This window comes from Kitasatospora sp. NPDC101183 (assembly GCF_044767945.1).
Taxonomy (GTDB): domain Bacteria; phylum Actinomycetota; class Actinomycetes; order Streptomycetales; family Streptomycetaceae; genus Kitasatospora.
The window spans coordinates 412,176-433,090 of sequence record NZ_JBIWOW010000001.1 but is presented as its reverse complement, the minus strand read 5'-3'; the positions used below and the strand labels follow the sequence as shown (position 1 = coordinate 433,090).

The 20,915-nt window shown below is 73.8% G+C and carries 14 protein-coding genes and 1 pseudogene; 9 read left to right on the top strand and 6 right to left on the bottom strand.

Annotation, left to right across the window (positions count from 1 at the left end; genetic code table 11):
* Positions 1-44 precede the first annotated feature (44 nt).
* Together ACIRRS_RS01805 and ACIRRS_RS01800 are read right to left on the bottom strand one after the other, a co-directional pair.
* Positions 45-1,307 (bottom strand): GNAT family N-acetyltransferase, encoded by a 1,263-nt coding sequence (locus ACIRRS_RS01805; protein WP_402963340.1) that lies wholly within the window; start codon positions 1,305-1,307, stop codon positions 45-47.
* Positions 1,308-1,654: 347 nt separating this feature from the next.
* Positions 1,655-2,425 (bottom strand): SDR family NAD(P)-dependent oxidoreductase, encoded by a 771-nt coding sequence (locus ACIRRS_RS01800; protein WP_402963337.1) that lies wholly within the window; start codon positions 2,423-2,425, stop codon positions 1,655-1,657.
* Between the two features lie 595 nt (positions 2,426-3,020).
* On the opposite strand from ACIRRS_RS01800, the gene ACIRRS_RS01795 reads away from it, so the two are divergent.
* Positions 3,021-3,968, top strand: a complete 948-nt coding sequence (locus tag ACIRRS_RS01795) for an SAM-dependent methyltransferase (protein WP_402963334.1) — start codon at positions 3,021-3,023, stop codon at positions 3,966-3,968.
* Between the two features lie 38 nt (positions 3,969-4,006).
* The gene (locus ACIRRS_RS01790) at positions 4,007-4,612 is read left to right on the top strand and encodes an HAD family hydrolase (RefSeq protein WP_402963331.1); all 606 of its coding nucleotides are present in this window, start codon (positions 4,007-4,009) and stop codon (positions 4,610-4,612) included.
* A 258-nt stretch (positions 4,613-4,870) separates the two neighbouring features.
* On the opposite strand, the gene ACIRRS_RS01785 is transcribed toward ACIRRS_RS01790, so the two are convergent.
* On the bottom strand, positions 4,871-5,446 hold the full coding sequence (locus ACIRRS_RS01785) for a TetR/AcrR family transcriptional regulator (RefSeq protein ID WP_402963328.1): 576 nt from the start codon (positions 5,444-5,446) through the stop codon (positions 4,871-4,873).
* A gap of 127 nt (positions 5,447-5,573) precedes the next feature.
* Here ACIRRS_RS01785 and ACIRRS_RS01780 point away from each other — a divergent pair, with 127 nt between their 5' ends.
* Together ACIRRS_RS01780 and ACIRRS_RS01775 are read left to right on the top strand one after the other, a co-directional pair.
* The gene (locus ACIRRS_RS01780; protein WP_402963325.1) at positions 5,574-6,419 is read left to right on the top strand and encodes an SDR family NAD(P)-dependent oxidoreductase; all 846 of its coding nucleotides are present in this window, start codon (positions 5,574-5,576) and stop codon (positions 6,417-6,419) included.
* Between the two features lie 141 nt (positions 6,420-6,560).
* Positions 6,561-8,246: a serine/threonine-protein kinase gene (locus ACIRRS_RS01775; RefSeq protein ID WP_402963322.1), complete on the top strand. Its 1,686-nt coding sequence runs from the start codon at positions 6,561-6,563 to the stop codon at positions 8,244-8,246.
* Positions 8,247-8,276: 30 nt separating this feature from the next.
* On the opposite strand, the gene ACIRRS_RS01770 is transcribed toward ACIRRS_RS01775, so the two are convergent.
* Positions 8,277-8,915 carry a hypothetical protein gene (locus ACIRRS_RS01770; RefSeq protein WP_402963319.1) on the bottom strand — a complete coding sequence of 213 codons (639 nt, stop codon included), beginning with the start codon at positions 8,913-8,915 and terminating at the stop codon, positions 8,277-8,279.
* A 193-nt stretch (positions 8,916-9,108) separates the two neighbouring features.
* Between ACIRRS_RS01770 and ACIRRS_RS01765 the strand changes: the two genes are divergently transcribed.
* Positions 9,109-9,471 carry a hypothetical protein gene (locus ACIRRS_RS01765; protein ID WP_402963316.1) on the top strand — a complete coding sequence of 121 codons (363 nt, stop codon included), beginning with the start codon at positions 9,109-9,111 and terminating at the stop codon, positions 9,469-9,471.
* A 131-nt stretch (positions 9,472-9,602) separates the two neighbouring features.
* Positions 9,603-12,323 carry an AAA family ATPase gene (locus ACIRRS_RS01760; RefSeq protein ID WP_402963313.1) on the top strand — a complete coding sequence of 907 codons (2,721 nt, stop codon included), beginning with the start codon at positions 9,603-9,605 and terminating at the stop codon, positions 12,321-12,323.
* A 31-nt stretch (positions 12,324-12,354) separates the two neighbouring features.
* Here the strand turns inward: ACIRRS_RS01760 and ACIRRS_RS01755 are convergent.
* A pseudogene (locus tag ACIRRS_RS01755) lies at positions 12,355-12,459 on the bottom strand (alpha/beta hydrolase); the annotation flags it as partial.
* 262 nt (positions 12,460-12,721) lie between these two features.
* Positions 12,722-15,520 (bottom strand): AAA family ATPase, encoded by a 2,799-nt coding sequence (locus ACIRRS_RS01750; protein ID WP_402963310.1) that lies wholly within the window; start codon positions 15,518-15,520, stop codon positions 12,722-12,724.
* Positions 15,521-15,708: 188 nt separating this feature from the next.
* Between ACIRRS_RS01750 and ACIRRS_RS01745 the strand changes: the two genes are divergently transcribed.
* The 3 genes from ACIRRS_RS01745 (at position 15,709) to ACIRRS_RS01735 (ending at position 20,650) form a co-directional block, all read left to right on the top strand.
* On the top strand, positions 15,709-16,134 hold the full coding sequence (locus tag ACIRRS_RS01745; RefSeq protein ID WP_402963307.1) for an organic hydroperoxide resistance protein: 426 nt from the start codon (positions 15,709-15,711) through the stop codon (positions 16,132-16,134).
* A 186-nt stretch (positions 16,135-16,320) separates the two neighbouring features.
* The gene (locus ACIRRS_RS01740; RefSeq protein ID WP_402963304.1) at positions 16,321-16,770 is read left to right on the top strand and encodes a peptidase inhibitor family I36 protein; all 450 of its coding nucleotides are present in this window, start codon (positions 16,321-16,323) and stop codon (positions 16,768-16,770) included.
* Between the two features lie 109 nt (positions 16,771-16,879).
* The gene (locus tag ACIRRS_RS01735) at positions 16,880-20,650 is read left to right on the top strand and encodes an endonuclease/exonuclease/phosphatase family protein (RefSeq protein ID WP_402963301.1); all 3,771 of its coding nucleotides are present in this window, start codon (positions 16,880-16,882) and stop codon (positions 20,648-20,650) included.
* The last annotated feature ends 265 nt before the right edge of the window (positions 20,651-20,915 follow it).

The window sequence follows — 20,915 nt, the reverse complement described above, 5'->3', positions numbered from 1 at the left end:
GCGCACCGTCGGTTGATCGTTCGAGGCGGCGAGGCGGTTCCCGGTCAGAACTCGTCGTGGGTGAACGGCAGGAACTCGGTGTGCAGCGCGGCGTCGAGCTGCCGGAGTGCGCCTGGCACGTGCTCGGTGACGAGTCCGGCGCGGGCGAGGTGTCGCAGCCGGGTGCCGCCCAGGTAGCAGGCGGCGAGGTCGCGGATGTCGAGTGCGAGGTCCGCCGGGTCGGCGGTCGGTTCGCACCGGGTGTCGTTCGGTGGGCCGGCCGGGTCGGTGGTCAGCCGGAACCGGCCGTGGTTGGCGGGGATCATCCCGTCGCGCACCTCCAGGACGAGGTCGACGGGTCGGGCCCAGGCCCGGGCGGTCAGGGCCGCGCGCAGGTCCACCAGGCGCAGCCACAGTGCCGGGAACTGCCGGGTGACACGGACCTGGTCGGGGTCGGCGGCGATGAGCGGCAGCGGGTCGTCGGCCGGTCTGCCCCAGGCCCGTACCCTGCCGGTGAGGTCGATGGAGGCGAGGTAGCTCCACAGGGCCGCCGTCACGGGGGCGGTGTCGGCCTCCAGTTCGTGGACCTGGACGAGCCCGGGGGTGCCGTCGTCGTCGCCGCGGGTGCGGTAGATCGCGTAGCCGGCGCACGGGTCCCCTTCCGACCCCGACACGACGATGCGCGGGGGGCTGAGCTCGTCGTCGTCCTCGTCCTCCTCGGGCAGGACCTGTTCGCGCCACCAGAGGCGGTCGCGGGCCGGGCGCCCGGCCCGCTGGGAGCGGCTCGCCTCGTAGCGGGGGCCGAGCAGTGCGGGTGCCTGCGCGGCGTCCAGCAGGCGCAGCGGTCCGGGGTCGGGCGCGATGTGCAGGGCCAGTGGCCGGGTGGAGTCGATCTCCACGGTGGACAGGTGCGTGGCCGCGCCGAAGCCGTAGCGGCCGTAGATGGCGGCTTCGGAGGCCCACAGCGCGGCGAGCGGGCGTCCCTGGGCGGCGCAGTCGCGCCACAGCTGCGCGATCAGCGCGGAGAGGACGCCACGGCGTCGATGGGTGGGCGCCACGCAGACGAAGGTCAGTCCGGCGCAGGGCAGTTGGCCGCCGGGGACGGAGAGGTGCAGGCGGTGGGCGGCGAGCAGGCCCACCAGGTGGTCCTGCGTGTAGGCGCCGAGCCGGTCGCAGCGTCTCAGTGTCCTTCGGTACCGCTCGCGCTCTTCCTTGTCGTAGGTCTCGTGGAAGACCAGGGAGGCGAGGTCGAGGGCGCGGTTGAGGTGCGCGTCGGGGACCTCGCGGATCTGCGGCGCCGCGGGCGTGATCGCGTGTGGCGTGCTCACTCCACCGGATGATAGCGGTCCGTCCGGCTCCGCCGGCACGGCTACTTCCAGCCATACGGCACGTCAACTGGATTGGTGGGCACCCGTGTTCGAGTCATCAAGGGACGGGAGCCGATGCCGGCCGACCGGCTCGACGATGACGACCCGTACGACGTGGTCGGCGCGGTCATGTGGCTCGCGGACCGCCCGTCGACGTCGACGGGGCGGACGCCCTCACCGAACGCAGCCGGATCGTTCTGCTATGGCGGAACAAGGGCGACGAGGTCGCCGGGTGGAGCGCCGAGCTGGTCGTGGCGGACGTCGGCCCCGGCCCGCGTGCCGCCAAGACCGGGGCGCGTCCCGAGGGTTCACACGTCGACGCGGGGCTGCCCGGTCGCCGCGCCGAGGCCGCCGTCGACCGGGATCTGAGCCCCGGTCACATAGCGTGCGTCGGGCCCGGCGAGGAAGGCGACGACTCCTGCGATCTCCTCCGGTTCGGCGGCGCGGCCGAAGGGGATGCGACCGGCGAAGGACTGAACGACGGGCATGTCGGCCGTGAGACCCGCGGTGATCCCGGTGTTGAGCGTGAACCCGGGGTGGACGGCGTTGACCCGGACCTCGGGCGCGTGGTCCAGCGCCATGGCCCGGGTGAGGTTGACCACCGCGCCCTTGGCGGCGTCGTAGGCGGCCATGCCGTAGTCGCCGCCCAGGCCGCTCACCGAGCCGACGTTGACGATGCAGCCGCGCGTGGCCCGCAGGTGCCGAACCGCCGCCCGGCTGGTGTGGTAGACGGCATCGAGGTTGACCGCCATCACCGCCCTCCACGCATCCGGGGCGACGGCCTCGACGGTCCCGAACGAGGGCGCCCCCGCGTTGTTGACCAGGACATCGAGGCGCCCCAACTCCGCCACGGTGGAGGCGATCAGCGCTTCGGCCTCCTCCGGCACGGTGAGGTCCGCGGTGCGCACCAGGACGCTCCCGCCTGCGGGAGCCGCAGCGGCGGTCCCCTCCAGCTTCTCCCGCGTCCGCCCGACGACCACCACGGTGGCACCTTCGGCGGCGAACCGGTGCGCGACTGCCGCACCGATGCCTGACCCTGCTCCGGTGACCACGACGACTCGTTCGGCGGCGTTGCTCATGGCTTCGTTCCTCTCCTGGGCCCGCGCGGGCGTGCGTCGCTCGCGTCGGCTTCGGCTTGCAGGGCTTTGGGGGGTGGTCGACTTCATGCAACAGGGGATGGTGTTCCGTATGACGCCGGGCCGGCCCGCGAGGTTGCCCAGGGAGCGATCCGGGCGGAGGTCGCGTCAAGGAACGACCCGACCGGCCTGACCAACGTCGCGCGAGACCGCTGATGGAAGCTGCCCCGCATGCCCATGGCGTACACCGCCCGCGACCTGGGCAACGGGTTGGCCCACCTCGCGGGGGCGGGGGCTGCACGGGCCGGTCCGGCCTCGCCGGAAGGACCCCGTGTGTTCGGGGCGAGATCCTCCTTGGTCAACCGACGCAATGCTGCTGACGTGCTGCTTTCGCAGGGAATCGGTGGGCTGCTTCCCGCGAATTCCGGGATCATTTCCCACGGCACAGGTCAGACGGCACTCTCACCGTCGACCGTCGAGTTGACCGCAGACCGCAGGCTCAGGCCATACCCTGGCCGAATGGGGCTTCCCATGTGTAGCCTCCGCCCGAGGTGGTAAGACACCTCGGGTCCAGCAGGGTCGGGCCGCAGGGGGGACCATGGCGATCGAGCATCGTAGCCGGCTGGGCAGACCCGCTGACCGCACAACGCTGTACACCCGCATCGACGGGCCCTCCCTCAACCCGTACCGGGCCAAGGTCGTCGACACCTACGACGACCCGCCGGAGCTGTGGCGCAAAGCCCTGGGCGACACCCTGCTGTTCCAATGGGGGCTGTACGAGGGTTCCTCGCGAGCACTCTCCCTCGGGGAAGCGGGCGTTCGCTACTTCGACCGACAGCTCGGGCTGGCGGAACTGCTGTCCGAGCGCCGGCCCCGCATCCGGCGCATCCTCGACCTGGGGTGCGGGTGGGGATTCGTCTCCTTCCTGCTCGCCCGCCGCTTCCCCGAGTGCCCGCAGATCGATGCCATCAACATCAGCCCGCGCCAGCTCGACTACTGCGCAGAGTTCCTGGCAGACCACGAGCTGCTCGACCGGGTGCGGCTATTTCTGTGCGACGGCCAGGACATCGGGTTGCTCCCCGACCCGCAGCAGCCGTACGACCTGGTCATCGTCCGTGGCGTCTACACCCATTTCCCCAACGAGGTCTTCGAGAACGCGGTTCGCGCGCTGTCATCCCGGGTGGGACCGGGTGGGACCGTCATCATCTCGGACACGCTCTACCACGGGGACCTCGGCAGCTACTCCTCCGAAGTGCCCGATCTCGTCGACCGGGTGGCCTGCGCGAACCGCAAGACACCGGAGTACTTCGCGGAGGTGCTGGAGGGCAACGGCTTCGCGATCCAGGACATGCGGATCCTGCCCTCGAATGCCGAGGTCGCCCACTGGTTCCAGCAGACCAGGTCCAACATCGAGGCGAACTTCCCCGAAGGCGGACCGGGAACGCTGGGAGAGCTGCAGAACATGGCCGAGAACATGGCAGTGAGCCTGCCGAAGGACAAGCTGTCGGCCTACAGCGTCATCGCCCGGCGCACAGCCGCCAGTTGAGCGCCTCGCCGAGGATGGGGCCTGACCACCTGGCACGAGTGGACCGCTTGCAGGCCTACAGGGCCCACATCTTCGACTTCGACGGCACCTTGGTGGACTCCGACCGGCTCAACGTCGAGACGATCCACGCGACACTGCGCGCATTCGGCGCAGCTCTGCCCCCGACACGGCTGCCAGCCGAGCCGTTCGTGTCCGTGTCCCGGCTGCGCGAACGGTTCGGCATCCCCTCCCACGTGATGCCCGATCACGCTTTCCTGTCCGCGGCCCGCACGTACTGGATCTCGAATCTCCACCAGGCCCCACCGATCCCGGCTGCCTGCGACGCCCTGCGCCGCCTGGCTCGCCAGGGCCCGATCGCCGTCGCGAGCGCCAACGACGGCCGGGTGATCCGCACCTGGCTCACGGCCACCGGTCTCGCGCAGCTCGTCGACGTCGTACTCGGCCGGGAGGACGTTCACCAGCTCAAGCCGGATCCCGAGGTCTACTTACTCGCCGCCGGGCGCCTCGGCCAACCGGTGACCGACTGTCTGGCATTCGAGAACACCGACGAGGGACTGGCGGCGGCGAAGGCGGCCGGGATCGCCGTCATCGACGTGCGAAGAACGAGCGAGTGGCCCGATATTGCCGGGCACAAGCGGCCATGATCTGCCCGCAGGGGCCGGACCTTTGCGGCCGGCCAGGGCCGTTGATGCAGCGACTGTTGGGATCGCGCGGCGGTGCTTGCTGAAGGACCGACAGATCTCGGTTACCGACAGTAGCAGCAGCGGGGTTGCCGGCTCTGGGGCCACTTTGGGACCACATCCGATGAGCGCTCATGAACGCCGACGCTGCGGATGTGGACGTGACCCGTCCGCGCGGCGGAGCAGGAGCTGCCGCTCTTCCTGGTTGCTCCGCGCCGGAGGTTACCGGCCCGTGCCGTAGCGGAGTCCGTCGAGGAGGAGGTCGAGGAGCCGGCCGGCCCTGCCGCGCTGGGCGGGGGTGCCGGTGACCTGTGCGACACCGGTGAGGCTGAGACCGACGTCGAGGGGGTCGATGTCCGACCGCAGGAGGCCGGCCTCGGCCCCGGCGCGCAGCAGGGACTCGATCGCGGTGCCCAGCTTGTCGAGGGTCTGGGCGAAGGGGTCCGCGCCGGATGCGACGGCGGCGCGCAGGGCGTCGGCCATGCCCTGTTTGGCGGCCACGTAGTCGATGAACCTGTCCATCCAGAGCCGCATCGCCCAGTCCGGCGGGTTGTCGGCCAGCAGTTCCGCGGCGCTGTCGCAGACGCGGGCCAGTTCGTTGCGGTAGGCCGCCTCGACCAGTGCCTCACGCGTGGGGAAGTGGCGGTAGAGCGTGGCCGAGCCGACTCCCGCGGCCTTGGCGATCGCGTCGAACGCGACGTCCGGCCCCTGTTCGGCGAAGGCACGGACGGCCGTTTCGAGGATGCGCTCCCGATTGCGGCGGGCGTCGGCCCGCAGTGGACCTGGGCGGCTCGTCACAGGCTGCTCCTTTCGTCAGGTCATCAGTCTACGTGGACAACCGGGGAACCCCCCGGTTATCGTCGACAGCAAGCGGGGAGTTCCCCGTTTCCTGTCGTCGGCCACGCCCTGATGGAGAGAACCCTTGATGACCAGCGAGAAGATCGTCCTGATCACCGGCACGTCCTCCGGCATCGGCCTGGCCGCCGCCCTCGGCGCCGCCCGCGCCGGCTGGACCGTCATCGCCACCATGCGGGACACCGGCAAGGCCGGGGCCCTGCTCAAGGGCGCCGACGAGAACGGCCTCGCCGACCGCGTCCAGGTCAAGCGCCTGGACGTGGTCGACCCCGAGAGCGTCGCCGCCTGCCTGGACGAGGTGATCGCCGAGCACGGCCGCCTCGACGCGCTGGTCAACAACGCCGGCGCCGCCGGGGTCGGAACCATCGAGCGGAGCAGCCTCGACGACGTCCGCGCCGTCATGGAGGTCAACTTCTTCGGCGTCGTGACGACCACCCGGGCCGCCCTGCCCCACCTGCGGGCCTCCGGCGGCAGGGTCGTCACGGTCACCAGCGTGGGCGGCGTCGTCGGCCAGCCCTTCAACGAGGCGTACTGTGCGGCCAAGTTCGCCGTCGAAGGCTTCATGGAGTCCCTCGCCCCCGTCGCCGCCACCGTGGGCGTCGCCGTCACCGTGGTCGAACCGGGCGCGGTGGCGAGCGAGTTCGTCGCCAACCTCGGCCTGGACATCCCCGCCGTGCTCGCCGAGGCAGGGCCCTACGCCCCGGCCCTCCAGGCCTACCTCTCCCGCACCCAGAGCTCGTTCGCCAACGCCCAGTCCCCGGCCGAGGCCGCCGCCCCGATCGTCGCGGCCCTGACCGACGAGCGACCGGCCTTCCGGATCCAGACCTCGCAGTGGGCCCGGGAGTTCACCGCGACCAAGCTCGCCGACCTCGACGGCTCCGCCGTCCAGGACCTCACCCGGGCCTGGGTCCGCTGAACAGATCGGTGACGGTTGCCGCGCAAGCCCCCGCCCCTGCGCCTGGTGGTGTCGGGGATGGCATGCTCTCCCTCGCAACCTGAACGTCCATCAATCATGTGGCCTGTTCATCGGGGGATGATCGTGCGTAGCGGTATGCGAATGGCCGGGCGGTACCTGCTCCAGGAGCCGCTGGGCCGCGGCGGGATGGGCGAGGTCTGGCGGGGCCGGGACGAGCGGCTGCAGCGGCCCGTGGCGGTGAAGGCGCTGTCGTCGGCCGTCGTGGCCGATCGCGACGCCGTCGCCCGGTTCCGCCGCGAGGCGGAGATCGCGGCCAACCTCAACCACCCGGGCATCACCACGGTGTTCGACATCGACGAGCACGTCGAGGAGGGAGGCCACACCCTGCTCTTCCTGGTCATGGAACTGCTCCAGGGGCGTGACCTGCACTCGGTGGTCGCCCAGCACCCCGGCGGCGTCCCGATCGAGCAGGTGACGGAGTTCAGTCGGCAGATCCTGGACGCGCTGGGCGCCGCTCACGGGCAGGGCGTGACCCACCGTGACATCAAGCCCGCCAACCTCTTCCTGCTGGCGAACGGCCGGGTGAAGGTCTGCGACTTCGGCATCGCCCGGCTCGCCGACGCCACCGGGATCACCTCGACCGGCGGCATCGCCGGGACACCGCTCTACATGGCCCCCGAGCAGATCCAGGCCAGGCCCGTCGACCAGCGCACCGACCTGTACTCCTTCGGCTGCGTCCTGTACGAACTGCTCACCGGCGCGGCCTGGGTGGACACCACCACCGGTGTCGCCTCGCTGCTCTACCAGCACCTCGGCGAGTTGCCCGCCGCGCCGAGCACCAAGCGCCCGGAGATCCCCGAGCACCTGGACCGGCTCGTACTGGACCTGCTCGCCAAGGACCCGGCCGATCGGCCTCCGACCGCGGCGGCCGCTCTCGCGCTGCTGAACCCGGGCGGCAGCGCGGGTGAGTCCGAGTCCACCACCCCCGGCCCGGCAGGTTCCGCTCCGGCACCCGGGGACCCGGGGACTCCGCCCCCCACGGTGCCCGCCACCGCGCCGGGTACGGCCGTGTCGGCGGACTCCTCCCGCCCGCGCCGCAGCCGGCGGACGGCCGTGCTGACCGGTGCCGCTGTCGTGCTGGCCATGGGCGCCGTAGGCGTCGGCGGCTCCTACATGACCGGTGACCGGTGGTGGCGCGACCCTCCCGCCGACGTGCATCCGCTGCGCAAGGACGAGACGGCCTCCGGAACCGTCATGGCACAGGGCGAGACGGCGAGAATCCCCTTCATCTACAACGCCGGCTCAGACCCGGGGCACACCTCCTTCGCCCGGACCACCCTGGGCGTCACCGTCACCTCCATCGCCCCCGTCGGAGGAGTGGTCAGCCCGGGTGGCGGCGACACCCTCTACTGCGTCCACTTCACGATGACCAACCTCGGAGGCACGGAGGTGCCCGCCCGGCTGCCGACCGACGGCGTCGGGGTGTGGAAGGTCCCCACGAGCGAGACGTTCAGCGGCGGCCTGCTGGACGGCCTGCAGCACCAGACCGTCCACGGCAGACCGGCGCTCCTGATGGAAGGGGTGCTCTCGGACGGCACCGTCACGACCGCACACCTCATCGGCGGCGGGGCGCGGCAGGCCGTCGAGACACCCACCTGCCGCCCCCACGCCCCGGGGAGGGTCGCCCCCGGCCAGTCGGTCGAGCAGGCCGCGGCGGTGAACGTTCCCGCCGGAAGCGTGCTCACCGGCGCCCGCTGGACGGAGCCGACGTCCACCGGGGACACTCCGGCCGACGACGCACACAGCTACTGGATCCAGTGGAGGTAGGAACGCCGCGCGCCGGCGCGGCGCCCGGCGCTACGGTCGCTCGCGCATCAGCCTCCGTACGGCAGGGCCGGGTCCGGGCGGGTGGTCGATCTCGTACATCCCGGGGCCGTCCAGGTAGCGCACCGTGTTGAGGTCGCGCTGCAGGACGGCGTCCACCGGGTGGCGGAGCGTCAGGGTGGCCGGGTACTCGCGGTCGTAGGTCGTCGCGGTGATCGCCTCGTCGGGTCGCACCAGCACGGTGAGGGAACGGAAGCTCTCCAGGTGCTCCAGCCGGTCCAGCGCGCGGTAGCCCCGCAGCCGTCCCGAGGCCGGGGCGACCAGCGCCGCCCAGGCGAACGCGTGCCGCCGCGCGTAGGGACGGCCGGCGCGGGCGAGGAACCGTTCGGGCCGGGCGTAGGCGTCGACGGTCCACTCCAGCGGGCCCTCGCCCAGGACCTCGGTCGTGTAGTGGGGCAGCCCCGAAACGCGGGCGCCCGCCTCGACCAGCCGTGGGCCGTCCGGGGTCAGCTTGATCTCCAGGTGCGCCGCGCCGTACCGGATGCCGAGAGCGTCCAGGACCCGGCGGCCGTAGTCGAAGAGCTTGCCGACGGGCCGTTCGTTCCGGGCGCGGGTGGGGTCGGGCGGCTGCCACCACCGTGCCGGTCGGCGACGGGACCGCGCATCGGTCATCCGACTGCGGCCCGTCAACCGGCGGGCCCCGTGCGCCCGGTGGCCGCGAGTGCCGTCAGATGACGGATGCGGAAGGGGCGGTGCGGGGCCGAGGATGGAGGGCCGGGGCTGAGCCTGCCGGCGGCAGGACCTCCGGCAGGACATCCGGCAGGACCTCCGGCAACACCGTCACATCGACAGAGAAGGTGGTCACATGTTCACACCTAACGCCGTGTTCCGAGGCTCGGCCGCCGCGGTGGCCGTCGCCGCCGCCGTGCTGGGCATCGGCGCCGGATCGGCGCAAGCCGCCGCCGGCTGGCCCCCGTTGCAGCCGGGCGCCCACCTCTACGCGGGCACCGGCGGGAGCGGCGCGGTGACCACGGTCGACCTCGACGACCTCGGCACCTGCCACACGCTGTCGGCGCCCGCCCGCTCGGTCCAGGTCGTCTCCGGCTCCGCGTCCGTGCTGCTGTACGCCGGCGAGGGCTGCACCGGCGCCAACCCGTGGGCGACCGGCTCGCTGGCCCAGTCCAACCTGCCGTGGCCGGTGCTGAGTTACCGGGTGGTCCCGGCCTGACGCCGGGTCGGCCGGACACGGGAACGCGCCGGCCGGTACCGCCTCCGGAATCGATCGGGCCCGTAGCAGTACCGGCGCGTTCGTAGAATGGGGGCGTAGCTCCTCCGGGAGGAACTCCTGCCGGAGGTGCCATGCCACCGCACACGAACCACCAGCTGCTCGGGCGTGCCCGGGAGTTGGTGGTGCTGGACCGTCTGCTGCGGGAGGTGCGGGACGGGCGCAGCCGCGTGCTGGTGCTGCGGGGCGAGGCGGGCGTCGGCAAGTCGGCGCTGCTCGACCACCTGGCGGGGGAGGCGGGGCAGGCTCAGGTCGTCCGCGCGGCGGGCGTCGAGGCCGAGGCCGAGTTCGCCTACTCGGCCCTCCAACGGCTGTGTGCCCCGCTGCTGTCGCAGCTCGACCGACTGCCGCCGGTGCAGCAGGACGCGCTGCGCGTCGCGTTCGGCCTGAGCACGGGGAACCCGCCCGAGATGCTGCTGGTCGGGATCGCGGTCCTGGGCCTCTTCGCCGAGGCGGCGGCCCGGTCCCCGCTGGTGTGCCTGGTCGATGACGCGCAGTGGCTGGACCTGATGTCCCAGCGGATCCTGACGTTCGTCGGGCGTCGACTGGACGCGGAGTCGGTGGCGTTGGTGTTCGCCGAGCGGACCACCGACGGGGAGGGGGACGAGGGCTTCTCCGGTCTGCCGGACCTCCTCCTGCGCGGGCTGGCCGACGCCGACGCCCGGGCGCTGCTGGACGGTGTGCTGCCGGGGCCGGTCGACGCCCGGGTGCGGGACCGGATCGTCGCCGAGACCGGCGGCAACCCCCTCGCCCTGCTGGAACTGCCCCGGGGCCTGTCACCGGTGGAGTTGGCGTTCGGCTTCGGCGGGCCCGGCACCGGACCGCTGGCGACCCGGGTCGAGGACGGCTTCCGACGGCGCGTCGAGGCGCTGCCGGACGACACCCGGGCCCTGCTGCTGGTCGCGGCGGTCGAACCGGTCGGCAACGGGCCCTTGTTGTGGCACGCCCTGCGCCTGCTGGGCATCGGGCTGGAGGCCGCGGGACCGGCCGAGGCCGCGGACCTGATCAGTCTGGGAGTCCCGGTGCGGTTCCGGCACCCGCTGGTGCGGTCGGCGGTGTGGCGCGGCGCGGACTCCGCGGCGCTGCGCGCCGCGCACGGCGCCCTGGCCGAGGCCACCGACGCCGAGCGCGACCCCGACCGGCGTGCCTGGCACCGGGCCCATGCCGCGGTCGGGCCGGACGAGCAGGTGGCGGCCGCGCTGGAGAGCTCCGCCGACCGGGCCCTGGCACGCGGTGGCCGGGCGGCCGCCGCGTCCTTCCTGGAACGGGCGGCGGCGCTCACCCCCGACCCGAAGGAGCGGGCCCGGCGCGCGCTGGCGGCCGCCGCGGCCCACGTCGCCGCAGGCCTGCCGGCCCGGGTGCCCGACCTGCTGGCGGCCGCCGAACTGGCGCCGCTGGACCGGCTGCAGCAGGCGCTGGCCGGCCGGCTGCGGGCCAGGGCCTCGTCCCTGACCGACTCGGGGCTGGGTGCGGTGCGGCCGCTGCTCGACGCGGCGGGCCCGCTCAGGGACCTCGACCCGGCCGCCGCACGGGAGACCTACCTCGCGGCGTTCGACGCGGCCCTGTGGGTCGGCCGGTACGACGAAGGCGCACTGCGCCGGGTCGCCGAGGCCGCTCGCGACCTGCCGGCCGGGGAGGAGACGGCGGGTGTCCTCCTCCGGGCCCTGGTCAGCTGGACCGTGGACGGGCCGGCCGCCGCCTTCCCGCTGCTGGCACGGGCGCAGCGCTCGCTCACTGACGAGGAGGACCCGTCCGTCCTGCTGGCGGCCGCGAACGCCGCCGCGGTGCTGGGCGACCTCCCCGCCTGGCTGGACGTCGGCGACCGGATGGTCCGCTTCGCCCGGCGCACGGGAACCCTGTCGGTCCTCCCGACGGCACTGCCCTACCGGGCGTACGCGCTGGGCTTCGCGGGGCACCTGTCCCAGGCGGGCGACCTGCTGGCCGAGGCCGCGGCCCTCGAAGAGGCCGTCGGCGTGGTGAAGCGCTCGGCCCCGGCCGCCGTGATCAGCGCGTACCGGGGACGGGAACGGCCGGCCCTGGAGGTCATCGAGGCGATGGAGCACGAGGGCGAGCAGCGGGGCCTGGGCCGGCTCGTCGACGTGGCGGCGTGCGCCCGCGCCGTGCTCCACAACGGCCTGGGCAACTACGCGCTCGCCCTGGAGGCGGCGGTGCGCGGGGCGGAGCACGACGACCCCGTCGTGCACCAGTGGACCTGCAGCGAGCTGGTCGAGGCCGCGGCCCGGGCCGGCGACCCGGCCGCGGCGGCCCGGGCCTGCGAGCGGCTCGCCGACTGGAGCCGCGCCGGCACGCCGTGGGCCCTGGGCGCCCATGCGGTCGCCGTCGCCCTGACCGGGGCACCCGGGCAGGCCGAGGACCGCTACCGCGAGGCCGTCGACCACTTCGGCCGGGGCGGGCTCCGCGTGTTCGAGGTCCGGTCCCGCCTCCTGTACGGGGAGTGGCTGCGCCGCCAGAACCGGCGCGCCCAGGCCCGTACCGAACTGAGGGCGGCGCACGAGGAGGCGGCGGCGACGGGCATGGAGGCGTTCGCCGAGCGGGCCCGGCGCGAACTGCTCGCCACCGGCGAGACCGTCCGCACGCGGGCCCCCGGCGCACCGGTCCTGACGCCGCAGGAGGCGCAGATCGCCCGCCTCGCGGCCGGCGGGCACGCGAACGCGGAGATCGGTGCGCGGCTGTTCCTCAGCCCCCGCACGGTCGAGTGGCACCTGCGCAAGGTCTTCACCAAGCTGGGGATCTCCTCCCGCCGTGAGCTCGACGGCGCCCTGGCCGGGCGGTAGCCACGGGCCACGCCCGCTCCGCCCGCCGGGCTCAGAGGTGGTCGGCGTCCACCACGGCCTGGGCGAAGGCCGTCGGCGCCTCCTGCGGCGCGTTGTGGCCGACGCCGTCGAGCAGGCGGTGCTCGTACGGGCCGGTGCCTCCACTGTTCTTCGCCAACCGGCCCGGCGCATCCGTCACATGACGCCGGGGCACCCGGACGGGCGTGAGGGCTCTGCCGGGCCGTCGCATGCAGTCATCTCGACTGTTCCCGCCGTGCTTCCGCCCGGGCTGCTCGCGGACCCGGGAGGCGGGGCCCGCCGACACCGTGGCGGGCACGGCCGATCCGGCGCGCGGGCCGCTCCTGCTCGTGTCCGGCCAGGAGGACCGGACACGAGCGCCGTGACCCGCTCAGCGGGCGTCAGACCTGCGCCGCGTCGGTCCGGCTCAGGGCGTCGCTCCGGCTCAGCGCGTCGCGCAGCGCCGCCCGGGCCGTGATGCCCAGCTTGGGGAACACGCGGTACAGGTGTGAGCTGACGGTGCGCGGCGACAGGTGCATCCGCTCGCCGATCTCCTTGTTCGTCAGACCCCCGGCGGCCAGCTCGGCGATGCGGCGTTCCTGCCAGGTCAGCGAGGCGAGGTCCGGCGTCGGGACGCGGTGCGCGGTCCCGGTGGCGCGCAGTTCGGCCCGGGCCCGTTCGGTCCAGCCGGCCGCGCCCAGCCGCTCGAACGCCTCGGCCGCCGCCACCAGGTACGGCCGCGCCGCCGCCCGGCCCCGGACGTGGCACACCCGGACGCCGTGCGCCAGCCGGATCCTGGCCAGCTCGAACGGGAAGCGGGCGGCCTCCGGCTGGGATTCGGCGCGGACGACCATCTCGGCCGCCTCCCGCTCGTCCTCGGCGGTCATCGCCAGCGCGCCGTACGTGATCAGCGCCAGGCGGGGCGACACGGACGGCAGACCGGCGTCGCGGGCGGCGAGGGCGTGCGCCCGGGCCTGCTCGACGCGGCCGGTGTGCCGGGCGGCCTCGACGAGATCGAGCAGGGTGCGCGAGGCCTGGTACGCGTAGGGCCGGAACTCGCCCGGCTGGGTGATCCCGATGGCGTAGAGGTAGGCGGTCTCGTAGTCGCCGGAGCCCAGCGCGGCGGTCGCGCCGGCGGAGTCGGCGACCTGGGTCAGGAACCCCAGTCCGCGCGGGCGGGCCCAGGCGTCCACCTCGGCCTGGAGGTCCCGCGCCCGACCGGCCTGCCCGCGCAGCGCCGCCACCTGGGCCAGGTACGCGCGGCTCTGGGCGGCGAACAACTGGTGGCCGTGCTCCGTCGCCAGGTCCAGGCCGCGCTGCCCGGTCTCCTCGGCCCGGGCCCACTCACCGGCCGCCATCTGGTCGAGCATGATCAGGTGCAGCATGACCATGCCGGTGGCCACGGCTCCGGTCTCCACCTCGCGGTCCACGACGCGCTGCAGGTGGGGGCGGTAGTGGCCCAGGAGGTCGAGGTGGTACGCGGCCGTGCCCAACCGTGCGACGTCCCAGGGCTCCAGGCCCGACAGGTCGGCGGCGGCCCGTCGCACCGGCCCGGCCCGGCCCGCCCCGTGCCTGGTCACATCGCTCCACGTGTCGCTGAACAGGCGCGCGCGCCCGGTGAGGGAGTCGCCCAGGGAGGCCAGGAGTTCGTGGGTGCTCTCCCAGGTCGCGCGCTCCCCGCCGAACTGGCTGATCGCCAGGAGGAGGACCACCAGCCGGGTGAGGACCTCGTCGGATCCGACGTCGGTCCTGCGGTCCCGGAGCCTCTCGATCGCGGCCGAGACCTGGCGGTGGGTGGAGCGTACGTCCCCGTCCTGGTAGAGCGCCCGGTAGGCGGCCGCCAGCACCGAGGCCGGCGACTCCGCCGAACCGGGCGCGAGGTCCGCGTGGACCAGCCGGTGCGCCTGGCCGAGGCGGGCGGCGTGACCGGCGACGAAGGCCGCGTCGGCCAGCCGCCGGGAGCGGCCGGCGCGGTTCTCGCTGAGCTCGGCGGCCCGGGTCAGCCAGCTCACCGCGGCCAGCGCGCCGCCGCGCCGGGTCGCCGACTCGGCCGCGGCCTCCAGGACGCCGGCGACCTCCTCGTCCGGATCGACGGTGGCCGCCGCCAGGTGCGTCGCCCGCCGTTCGAGGCTCTCCCGGTGAAGCTGAGCCAGCGCCAGGTGCGCGGCGCGGCGCTGGTTGGGGGTGGCCATCCGCACGACGGCGGAACGCACCAGCGGGTGGCGGAACACGAGGTCGCCGGTGACCGCGTCGATGTCCAGCAGCCCGGCGGCCACCGCGGGGTCGGCGTCGCGCATCCGGTAGCGGGTGCCGGGGAAGGCGTCGGAGCCGCTCGGGGTGCCGGCGCCGTCGAGCGCGCCCCTCAGCAGTTCGGACCGGACGGGCTCGTCGAGGGCGGCGATGCGGGTGCCGTACATCCGTTGCAGCCGCCGGGGGAGCGGCACGCCGTGCCGGCCGATCAGCTCCTCGCCCGGGAGGCCGCCGGACCGGTCGGCGAGGTGGGCGGGCAGCTCCAGCAGCGCCAGCGGGTTGCCCCGGGCCTGCTCCAGCACGGCCCGGCGGACCGGCCGGCCCAGATCCGGGTACCGGTGGTCCAGCAGGCGTGCCGCGTCCTCGTCGGCGAGGGCGGCGACGGGCAGTTCGGGCAGCGCGGCGGTGTCGAAGCGCGACGCGAGGTCGGTGCGGACCGCGACCAGCAGTCTCACCGGGCCACCGGCCAGGCGGCGGCCGACGAAGCCGCAGACGTCGGCACTGGAGTCGTCCAGCCACTGACCGTCGTCGAGGACCAGAAGCAGCGGCCGCTGCGCGGCGGAGCGCGACAGCAGGCCGAGCACGGCGATGCCGAGCGTCATCACCGAGGGCGGATCGTCCCGGACCCCGCCGAAGACGGCGTCGAACACCGTCCGGGGCCCGTCCTCCAGCCGTGCCGCGTCGGCGAGCAGAGGATGGAGGACCTGGTGCAGCCCGGCGTAGGGCAACCCGGACTCCGCCTCGACGCCGGCGGCCCGGACGACGAGGTGGCCCTCCCGCTCCGCCAGCGCGGCGGCGTGGCCCAGCAACGCGCTCTTGCCGACCCCTGCCTCCCCCCGCAGGAGGAGCGCCCCGCCCGGGGCGGCACGCACGAACGCCGCGAGCTCCGCCTGCTCGTCCTCGCGGCCCACCATCGCCGTGGTGACACCCCGTCGCTGCAACCCGGTCATGCCCCGGCCCCTTCCCGTGTTCGCCGACCACGGACCACGATCCCGGGAACGCGGGCCCGTCGAGCCCGTGTCGAACCCTGGCCCGTGCCGGACCAGGGGGGACCAGGGTCCGGCACGGGCTCGACGGGGCGCCGCCACCGGGAGTCTGAGGACGGCCGTTCAGGACCCCGACGCGAGGGAGACCCGCCATGTCCACCAGCTACACCGCCACGGTCGAAGCCACCGGCGAAGGCCGCAACGGCGGCACCGTCCGCTCCGCCGACGGGCTGCTCGACCACCGCCTGTCCATTCCGAGGGAGTTGGGCGGAGCCGGCGACGCCACCAACCCGGAACAGCTCCTCGCCGCGGGCTGGGCCGCCTGCTTCCTGGGAGCCCTGCGCCACGCCGCCGCCCAGCGCAGGGTCAGACCGACCAGCACCTCGGTCACCGCCGAGATCACCCTCCACCGCGGCGACGACGGCGAGTTCTCGCTCCTGGCCACGCTGTCCCCGCGCCTCGGCGGCGTCGACCAGCACACCGCCGAGGAACTCGCCGAGGCCGCCCACCGCATCTGCCCGTACTCGAAGGCGACCAGGGGCAACATCCCCGTCACCGTCGAGGCCCTGGCCGTCTGACCCGCCGACACGCGGCCGTACCCGCCGGGGGATCCGCAGTCATCTGACCGATGCCACCGGCTCCCGGTCCCTGGAAGTGTCGTGGTGCGGCGGGCCCGCCCCCGGGCCCGCCGCGTACGAACACCGTCGAGCACTGTCACCCGCCTGCGCCGCAGCCGCAGGCAGACCCGGAAAGCGAGTTCCACCATGGCCCTCAAAACCTTCAAGCCGGCGACCGTCGCCGTCGCGGGCGCGATCACCGGGGCGATGATGTTCCTCTCGGCGGCGCCGGCCTCCGCCGCCAACTCCCCGTACGACGGCTGCCCGGACTGGGCGCTCTGCCTCTACCAGAACAGCGGCGGCACGGGCTCGAAGGCGATCGTGACCCCGCCGCCCGCCGGCAGCGGCAGCCTGATCGTCCGGCTGACGCAGGTCCACTTCCTGAACGGGACCGTGGCCGACAACCAGGTGTCCTCCTGGATCAACAACTCGCAGTGCTCGGTGGAGTTCTGGGACGACCCGTACGGCGAGCTCCACCCGTCCCAGGTCGACTACGCGCCGGCCTGGAGCTGGGGCAAGAAGGCCGACTACGACGCGGGCGGGCCCGACTACTACAAGAACGATCGGATCTCCGGCCTGCGCTTCGGCTGCTACTAGCGGCCGCGTCCGGTCCGCGCCACCGCCGGCGGACCGGACCGTTCACCACACCGCCCCCGGCTCGTCCAAGGAGCCGGGGGCATTCCTGTGACCCCCCGAATGAGGTCCCGTGAAACGTCAACGACCAACGGCCGCGCTGCTGTCCGGCCTGCTGCTCTCCCTCACCCTGCCGGCGCTCGCCGCCACGGCGACGGCCACCGCGGCCCCGGCCGCGGCCGGCTCCGTCACGGCCGGCCCCGGTGCCGAGGGCCCGGACCTGAGCTCCGCCAACCGCACCGGGCCGCCGGCCGGCATGCCCGACTGGTCCCGCGTCGGCTTCCGCGGCGGCCGGCCCCTGCCCGGCGACGGCGACCTGACCACGAACCCCGCCTGCCGGATCACCCCCGACGTGCTCGCCGCCAAGTACGGCGTACGGGCGGACGACGGCGCCGACGACACCAGCGGCCTGCAGAAGGCCGTCGACGACATCAAGGCCACCTGCTCGCCGAACGCCAACTTCAACAGCCTCTCGCTGATCTCCCTGCCCGCTGGCCGGATCGACGTCTCCCGGCAGATCTCCGTGGACGCCGACTACCTCGTCCTGCGCGGCCAGGGCTCCGGCGACGGCGGCACCCGCCTGGTGTTCCGGCCCGACGTCAACACCCGCTACGACACCCTGGTCAACGGCCGCTGGGACCAGGACGGCATGAAGGCCGGCAGCGGCAACGACGTCGGCACCGGCGGCTGGATCTGGCCGGGCCGCGGCCTGTTCCGGGTCCAGACCCGGGACATCGCCGACCGCTACCAGGACGACTGGGCCGCCGCCCCGGCGAACCGCAAGGACCTCTTCGAGGGCAGCGTCAACCAGCACTGGGCCTCCGGCATCAAGGTCGCCGCCCGGGCCTCCGACCCCGGCTGGGCGGCCCGCCAGGGCCAAGACGTCGTGCAGCTGGACCCCAAGGCCGACACGAAGAAGTTCTCCCCGGGCGGCTACGTCTGGGTCGGCGCGGCCAACAGCGTCAAATTCTACGAGCAGCAGGGCGTCTCCGACCGCAGCCAGATGGACAACCTCCACATGCGGCAGCAGATGTTCCGCGTCAACGCGGTCGACGCCGCCGCGAAGACGGTCACCCTGGACCGCCCGCTGGAGTGGGACCTGCCGGTCGACTCCACCTCCGACGGCTCCCCGGCGCTGGCCGACAAGCCGTACGCCAGCAAGGTCACCCCGCTGAAGGTGGTCGAGGGCGTCGGCTTCGAGGACTTCGCCTTCACCCAGGACATGAACGGCCTGCCCAAACTCGGCGGCGGCACCTACGCCCTGACGCCCGCCCAGGCCGTCCACAACTACGGCAACATGGCGCCCGAGTACGCGATGCACGGCATCGTCTTCAAGTGGGCCGCCAACGACTGGGCCCGCGGACTGAAGGCCGAGATGACCGGCTCGCACCCGATCGTCACCGAGGACGCCCGCAACCTCCAGATCGAGCGCAACAGCTTCGACGGCGCCTGGAACAAGGGCAAGGGCGGCAACGGCTACCTGCGCGGCAGCCGGGTCTGGGACTCCCTGTACGCCTACAACCTCAGCCGCAACCTGCGCCACTTCACCTTCCAGTGGTCGGCCAGCGGCAACGTCGCCTTCCGCAACGACCTCGACTCCGACCTCAACCTGCACGGAGGCTGGGAGCACGACAACCTCTTCGAGCAGAACACGCTGAGGGTCCCGTACGAGCACCGCTCGGGCAGCTGCACGACCAACTGCGGCGGCGAGGGCGGCGAGGTCGACGAGGGGACGTGGTACCCGATCTGGTGGGCGGCCGGCCCGAAGGCGGTCAAGTGGTCCGGCTCCTCGGGCCCGCAGAACGTCTTCCACAACAACACGATGGCCAAGCAGACGACACCCGGCGGACCGTACGAGCCCTACGCGCCGTACGGCACCCAGTCCGGCACCGCCTTCCAGTTCGGCTCCGCCAACGCCAACCCCGCCAGGTTCCAGCCGCTGGGCCAGGGCGGCCAGGCGATCCCGGACTGGACCGGCCGGGAGACCCTCGACTACACCGGCCAGGGCGTCGTCCCCCTCGACGTCGGCAAGCGGCCGTCGCTGTTCCTGCGGGACACCGGAGACCTCGACCCCCGCGCGGGCTACCGCCGCACGATCGCCACCTGGAACATGCAGGGCGCCGGCACCGCCGGCGGGACGGGCGAGGGCTCCGCCGCCTACCAGAGCAAGTACACACTGGGGGTGAACCAGCTGGCCCTGCAGAACGGGGCCGACATCATCGCCCTCCAGGAGGCCGGCGCCCCGCCCGGCGGCGCAGTGTTCGAGCAGGACATCCCGCAGAACCCGCCGGTGTTCTTCGACTGGGCCGGCCGCACGCCCCCGATCCGCGAGTACCGGTACGGGGGAACGGCCACCAGGCCGCAGGGCTACCTCTACTGGCTGCACACGGACACCGACCCCACCACCGACACGGGCCGGGTCAACCTGGCCGTCCTGACCCGCAGCCGAGTCGCGTCGCAGGACGTGTACGTCGTCCGGGCAGGGCTGGACAACGGCTCCTCCGGGCGGCCCGCGCTCGGCGTCAACGTCGACGGCGTCGTGTACTTCACGGTGCACGGCCTCTCGGGGAGCGGCAACGACGACCCCGGGCTGCTGCGCAACATCCAAACCCGGATGGCCACCGCGGGCCCCAACCAGACCCCGCTGCCCTGGGTCGCCCTCGGCGACTTCAACCGGATCCCGCTGCCCCCGGACGACCCGAGCGTCCCCGACACGTCGCTCGCAACGGCGGTCAACGGCCAGTTCGCGGTGACCGCCCCGGCGCTGCCCACCCACCCGACCGTCCGGCGTCTGGGGAACCAGACCCCGGACCGCGTCCTCGACTACGCGGCCGCCCCCACGGGCGCCGCGAACCCCCGCGTGCAGGGCATCAACCGGGCCGGCAACGTGCTGCTGTCGGACCACTACCCCGTCGTCATGGAGGTCGACAACCTGCCCAACCCGCCGCGGTCCGGGGCGGTGACGGTGCCGGTGGCGGGCCCCTCCGTGCTGCGCAACGCCGCCACCACCAACGTGGCCGCCCCCGGCAGCAGCACCCACGCGGTCAGCGACCAGCCGATCGACCGGGCGAACATCCAGGGACAGGTGTTCACCCTGTCGTCCGACCCGGAGTACCCCGGCTACTACCGCCTCTTCCACGCCAACGCGCCCTACGCCGGCCGCTACCTCGGCCAGGAGGGCGGAGCGCGCGACGCCCGGACGGTGCTGTGGCCCAACGCGGCGCTCGACCAGCTCTGGCAACCGGTCCGCCGCGGCGACGGCACCTGGACCCTGCAGAACTACGTCACCCGCCAGTTCCTCACGGACCTCGGCCCGGGCCTCGGCGTGGTGGCCCGCGACCAGGACGGCACGGCCAACCAGCGCTGGTTCCTCCAGGACCCCCAGGAGAGCACGCAGTTCACCGAGATCGTCGCGACGGACTCCGGCGGCACGACCCCGGCGCTCTCGGTCGACGATCTGGAAACCGCGCCCTACCCGGTGTTCCTGGCCCCGGACTCGCACGGGACCCACCAGCGGTTCAGCGCCATCTCCGCGGGACCGGACGGCGGGGGCAACTGCGTCTACCTCGTCTACGGCCGCCAGTACGTCAACTCCACGGCGGCTCACCCCCGGGCCCCGCAGAACGGCGACTACGTCACCATGGGCGACTACCGCCCCAACGACGACGGCTACCTGTGGTGCAGGACCGGCGACGGCCCGAACGGGACCCTGCTGTCCAACTTCGCCAGCCCCGACGACCACCTCGACCTGACCCGCAGCACCCTGGTCGACACGGTCACCATCACCCGCCCCGGAGCCGCGACCGCCAGGCTCCACTGGCTGTTCCGCACGGTCACCCAGTAGCCCGGCGCAGGCCACCGGTACGCGGACGGGGGGGGGGGGCCCCCGGGGGGGGGGGCGCGGGGCCGGCGCCCCCCCCCCCGGGCCCCCCCGGCCGCGGGGGCCCCCCCCCCGCCCGCAAACCCCCCCCCCCCGGGGCGCCCCCCCCCCGCGCCCCCGGGGGGTGTCCCCCCGCACACCCCTTGCGGGGGGCGCCCCCGGGGGGGGGGCGGCCGGGGGCCCCCCCGGGGGGGGCCCCCGGCCCGTCCGCCGTCGGCACGACAGCGGG

Coding starts and splice junctions, on each gene's coding strand:
- ACIRRS_RS01800 (WP_402963337.1), bottom strand. CDS start 2,425: ATGAGCAACGCCGCCGAACGAGTCGTCGTGGTCACCGGAGCAGGGTCA.
- ACIRRS_RS01795 (WP_402963334.1), top strand. CDS start 3,021: ATGGCGATCGAGCATCGTAGCCGGCTGGGCAGACCCGCTGACCGCACA.
- ACIRRS_RS01780 (WP_402963325.1), top strand. CDS start 5,574: ATGACCAGCGAGAAGATCGTCCTGATCACCGGCACGTCCTCCGGCATC.
- ACIRRS_RS01775 (WP_402963322.1), top strand. CDS start 6,561: ATGGCCGGGCGGTACCTGCTCCAGGAGCCGCTGGGCCGCGGCGGGATG.
- ACIRRS_RS01770 (WP_402963319.1), bottom strand. CDS start 8,915: ATGACCGATGCGCGGTCCCGTCGCCGACCGGCACGGTGGTGGCAGCCG.
- ACIRRS_RS01765 (WP_402963316.1), top strand. CDS start 9,109: ATGTTCACACCTAACGCCGTGTTCCGAGGCTCGGCCGCCGCGGTGGCC.
- ACIRRS_RS01760 (WP_402963313.1), top strand. CDS start 9,603: ATGCCACCGCACACGAACCACCAGCTGCTCGGGCGTGCCCGGGAGTTG.
- ACIRRS_RS01750 (WP_402963310.1), bottom strand. CDS start 15,520: ATGACCGGGTTGCAGCGACGGGGTGTCACCACGGCGATGGTGGGCCGC.
- ACIRRS_RS01745 (WP_402963307.1), top strand. CDS start 15,709: ATGTCCACCAGCTACACCGCCACGGTCGAAGCCACCGGCGAAGGCCGC.
- ACIRRS_RS01740 (WP_402963304.1), top strand. CDS start 16,321: ATGGCCCTCAAAACCTTCAAGCCGGCGACCGTCGCCGTCGCGGGCGCG.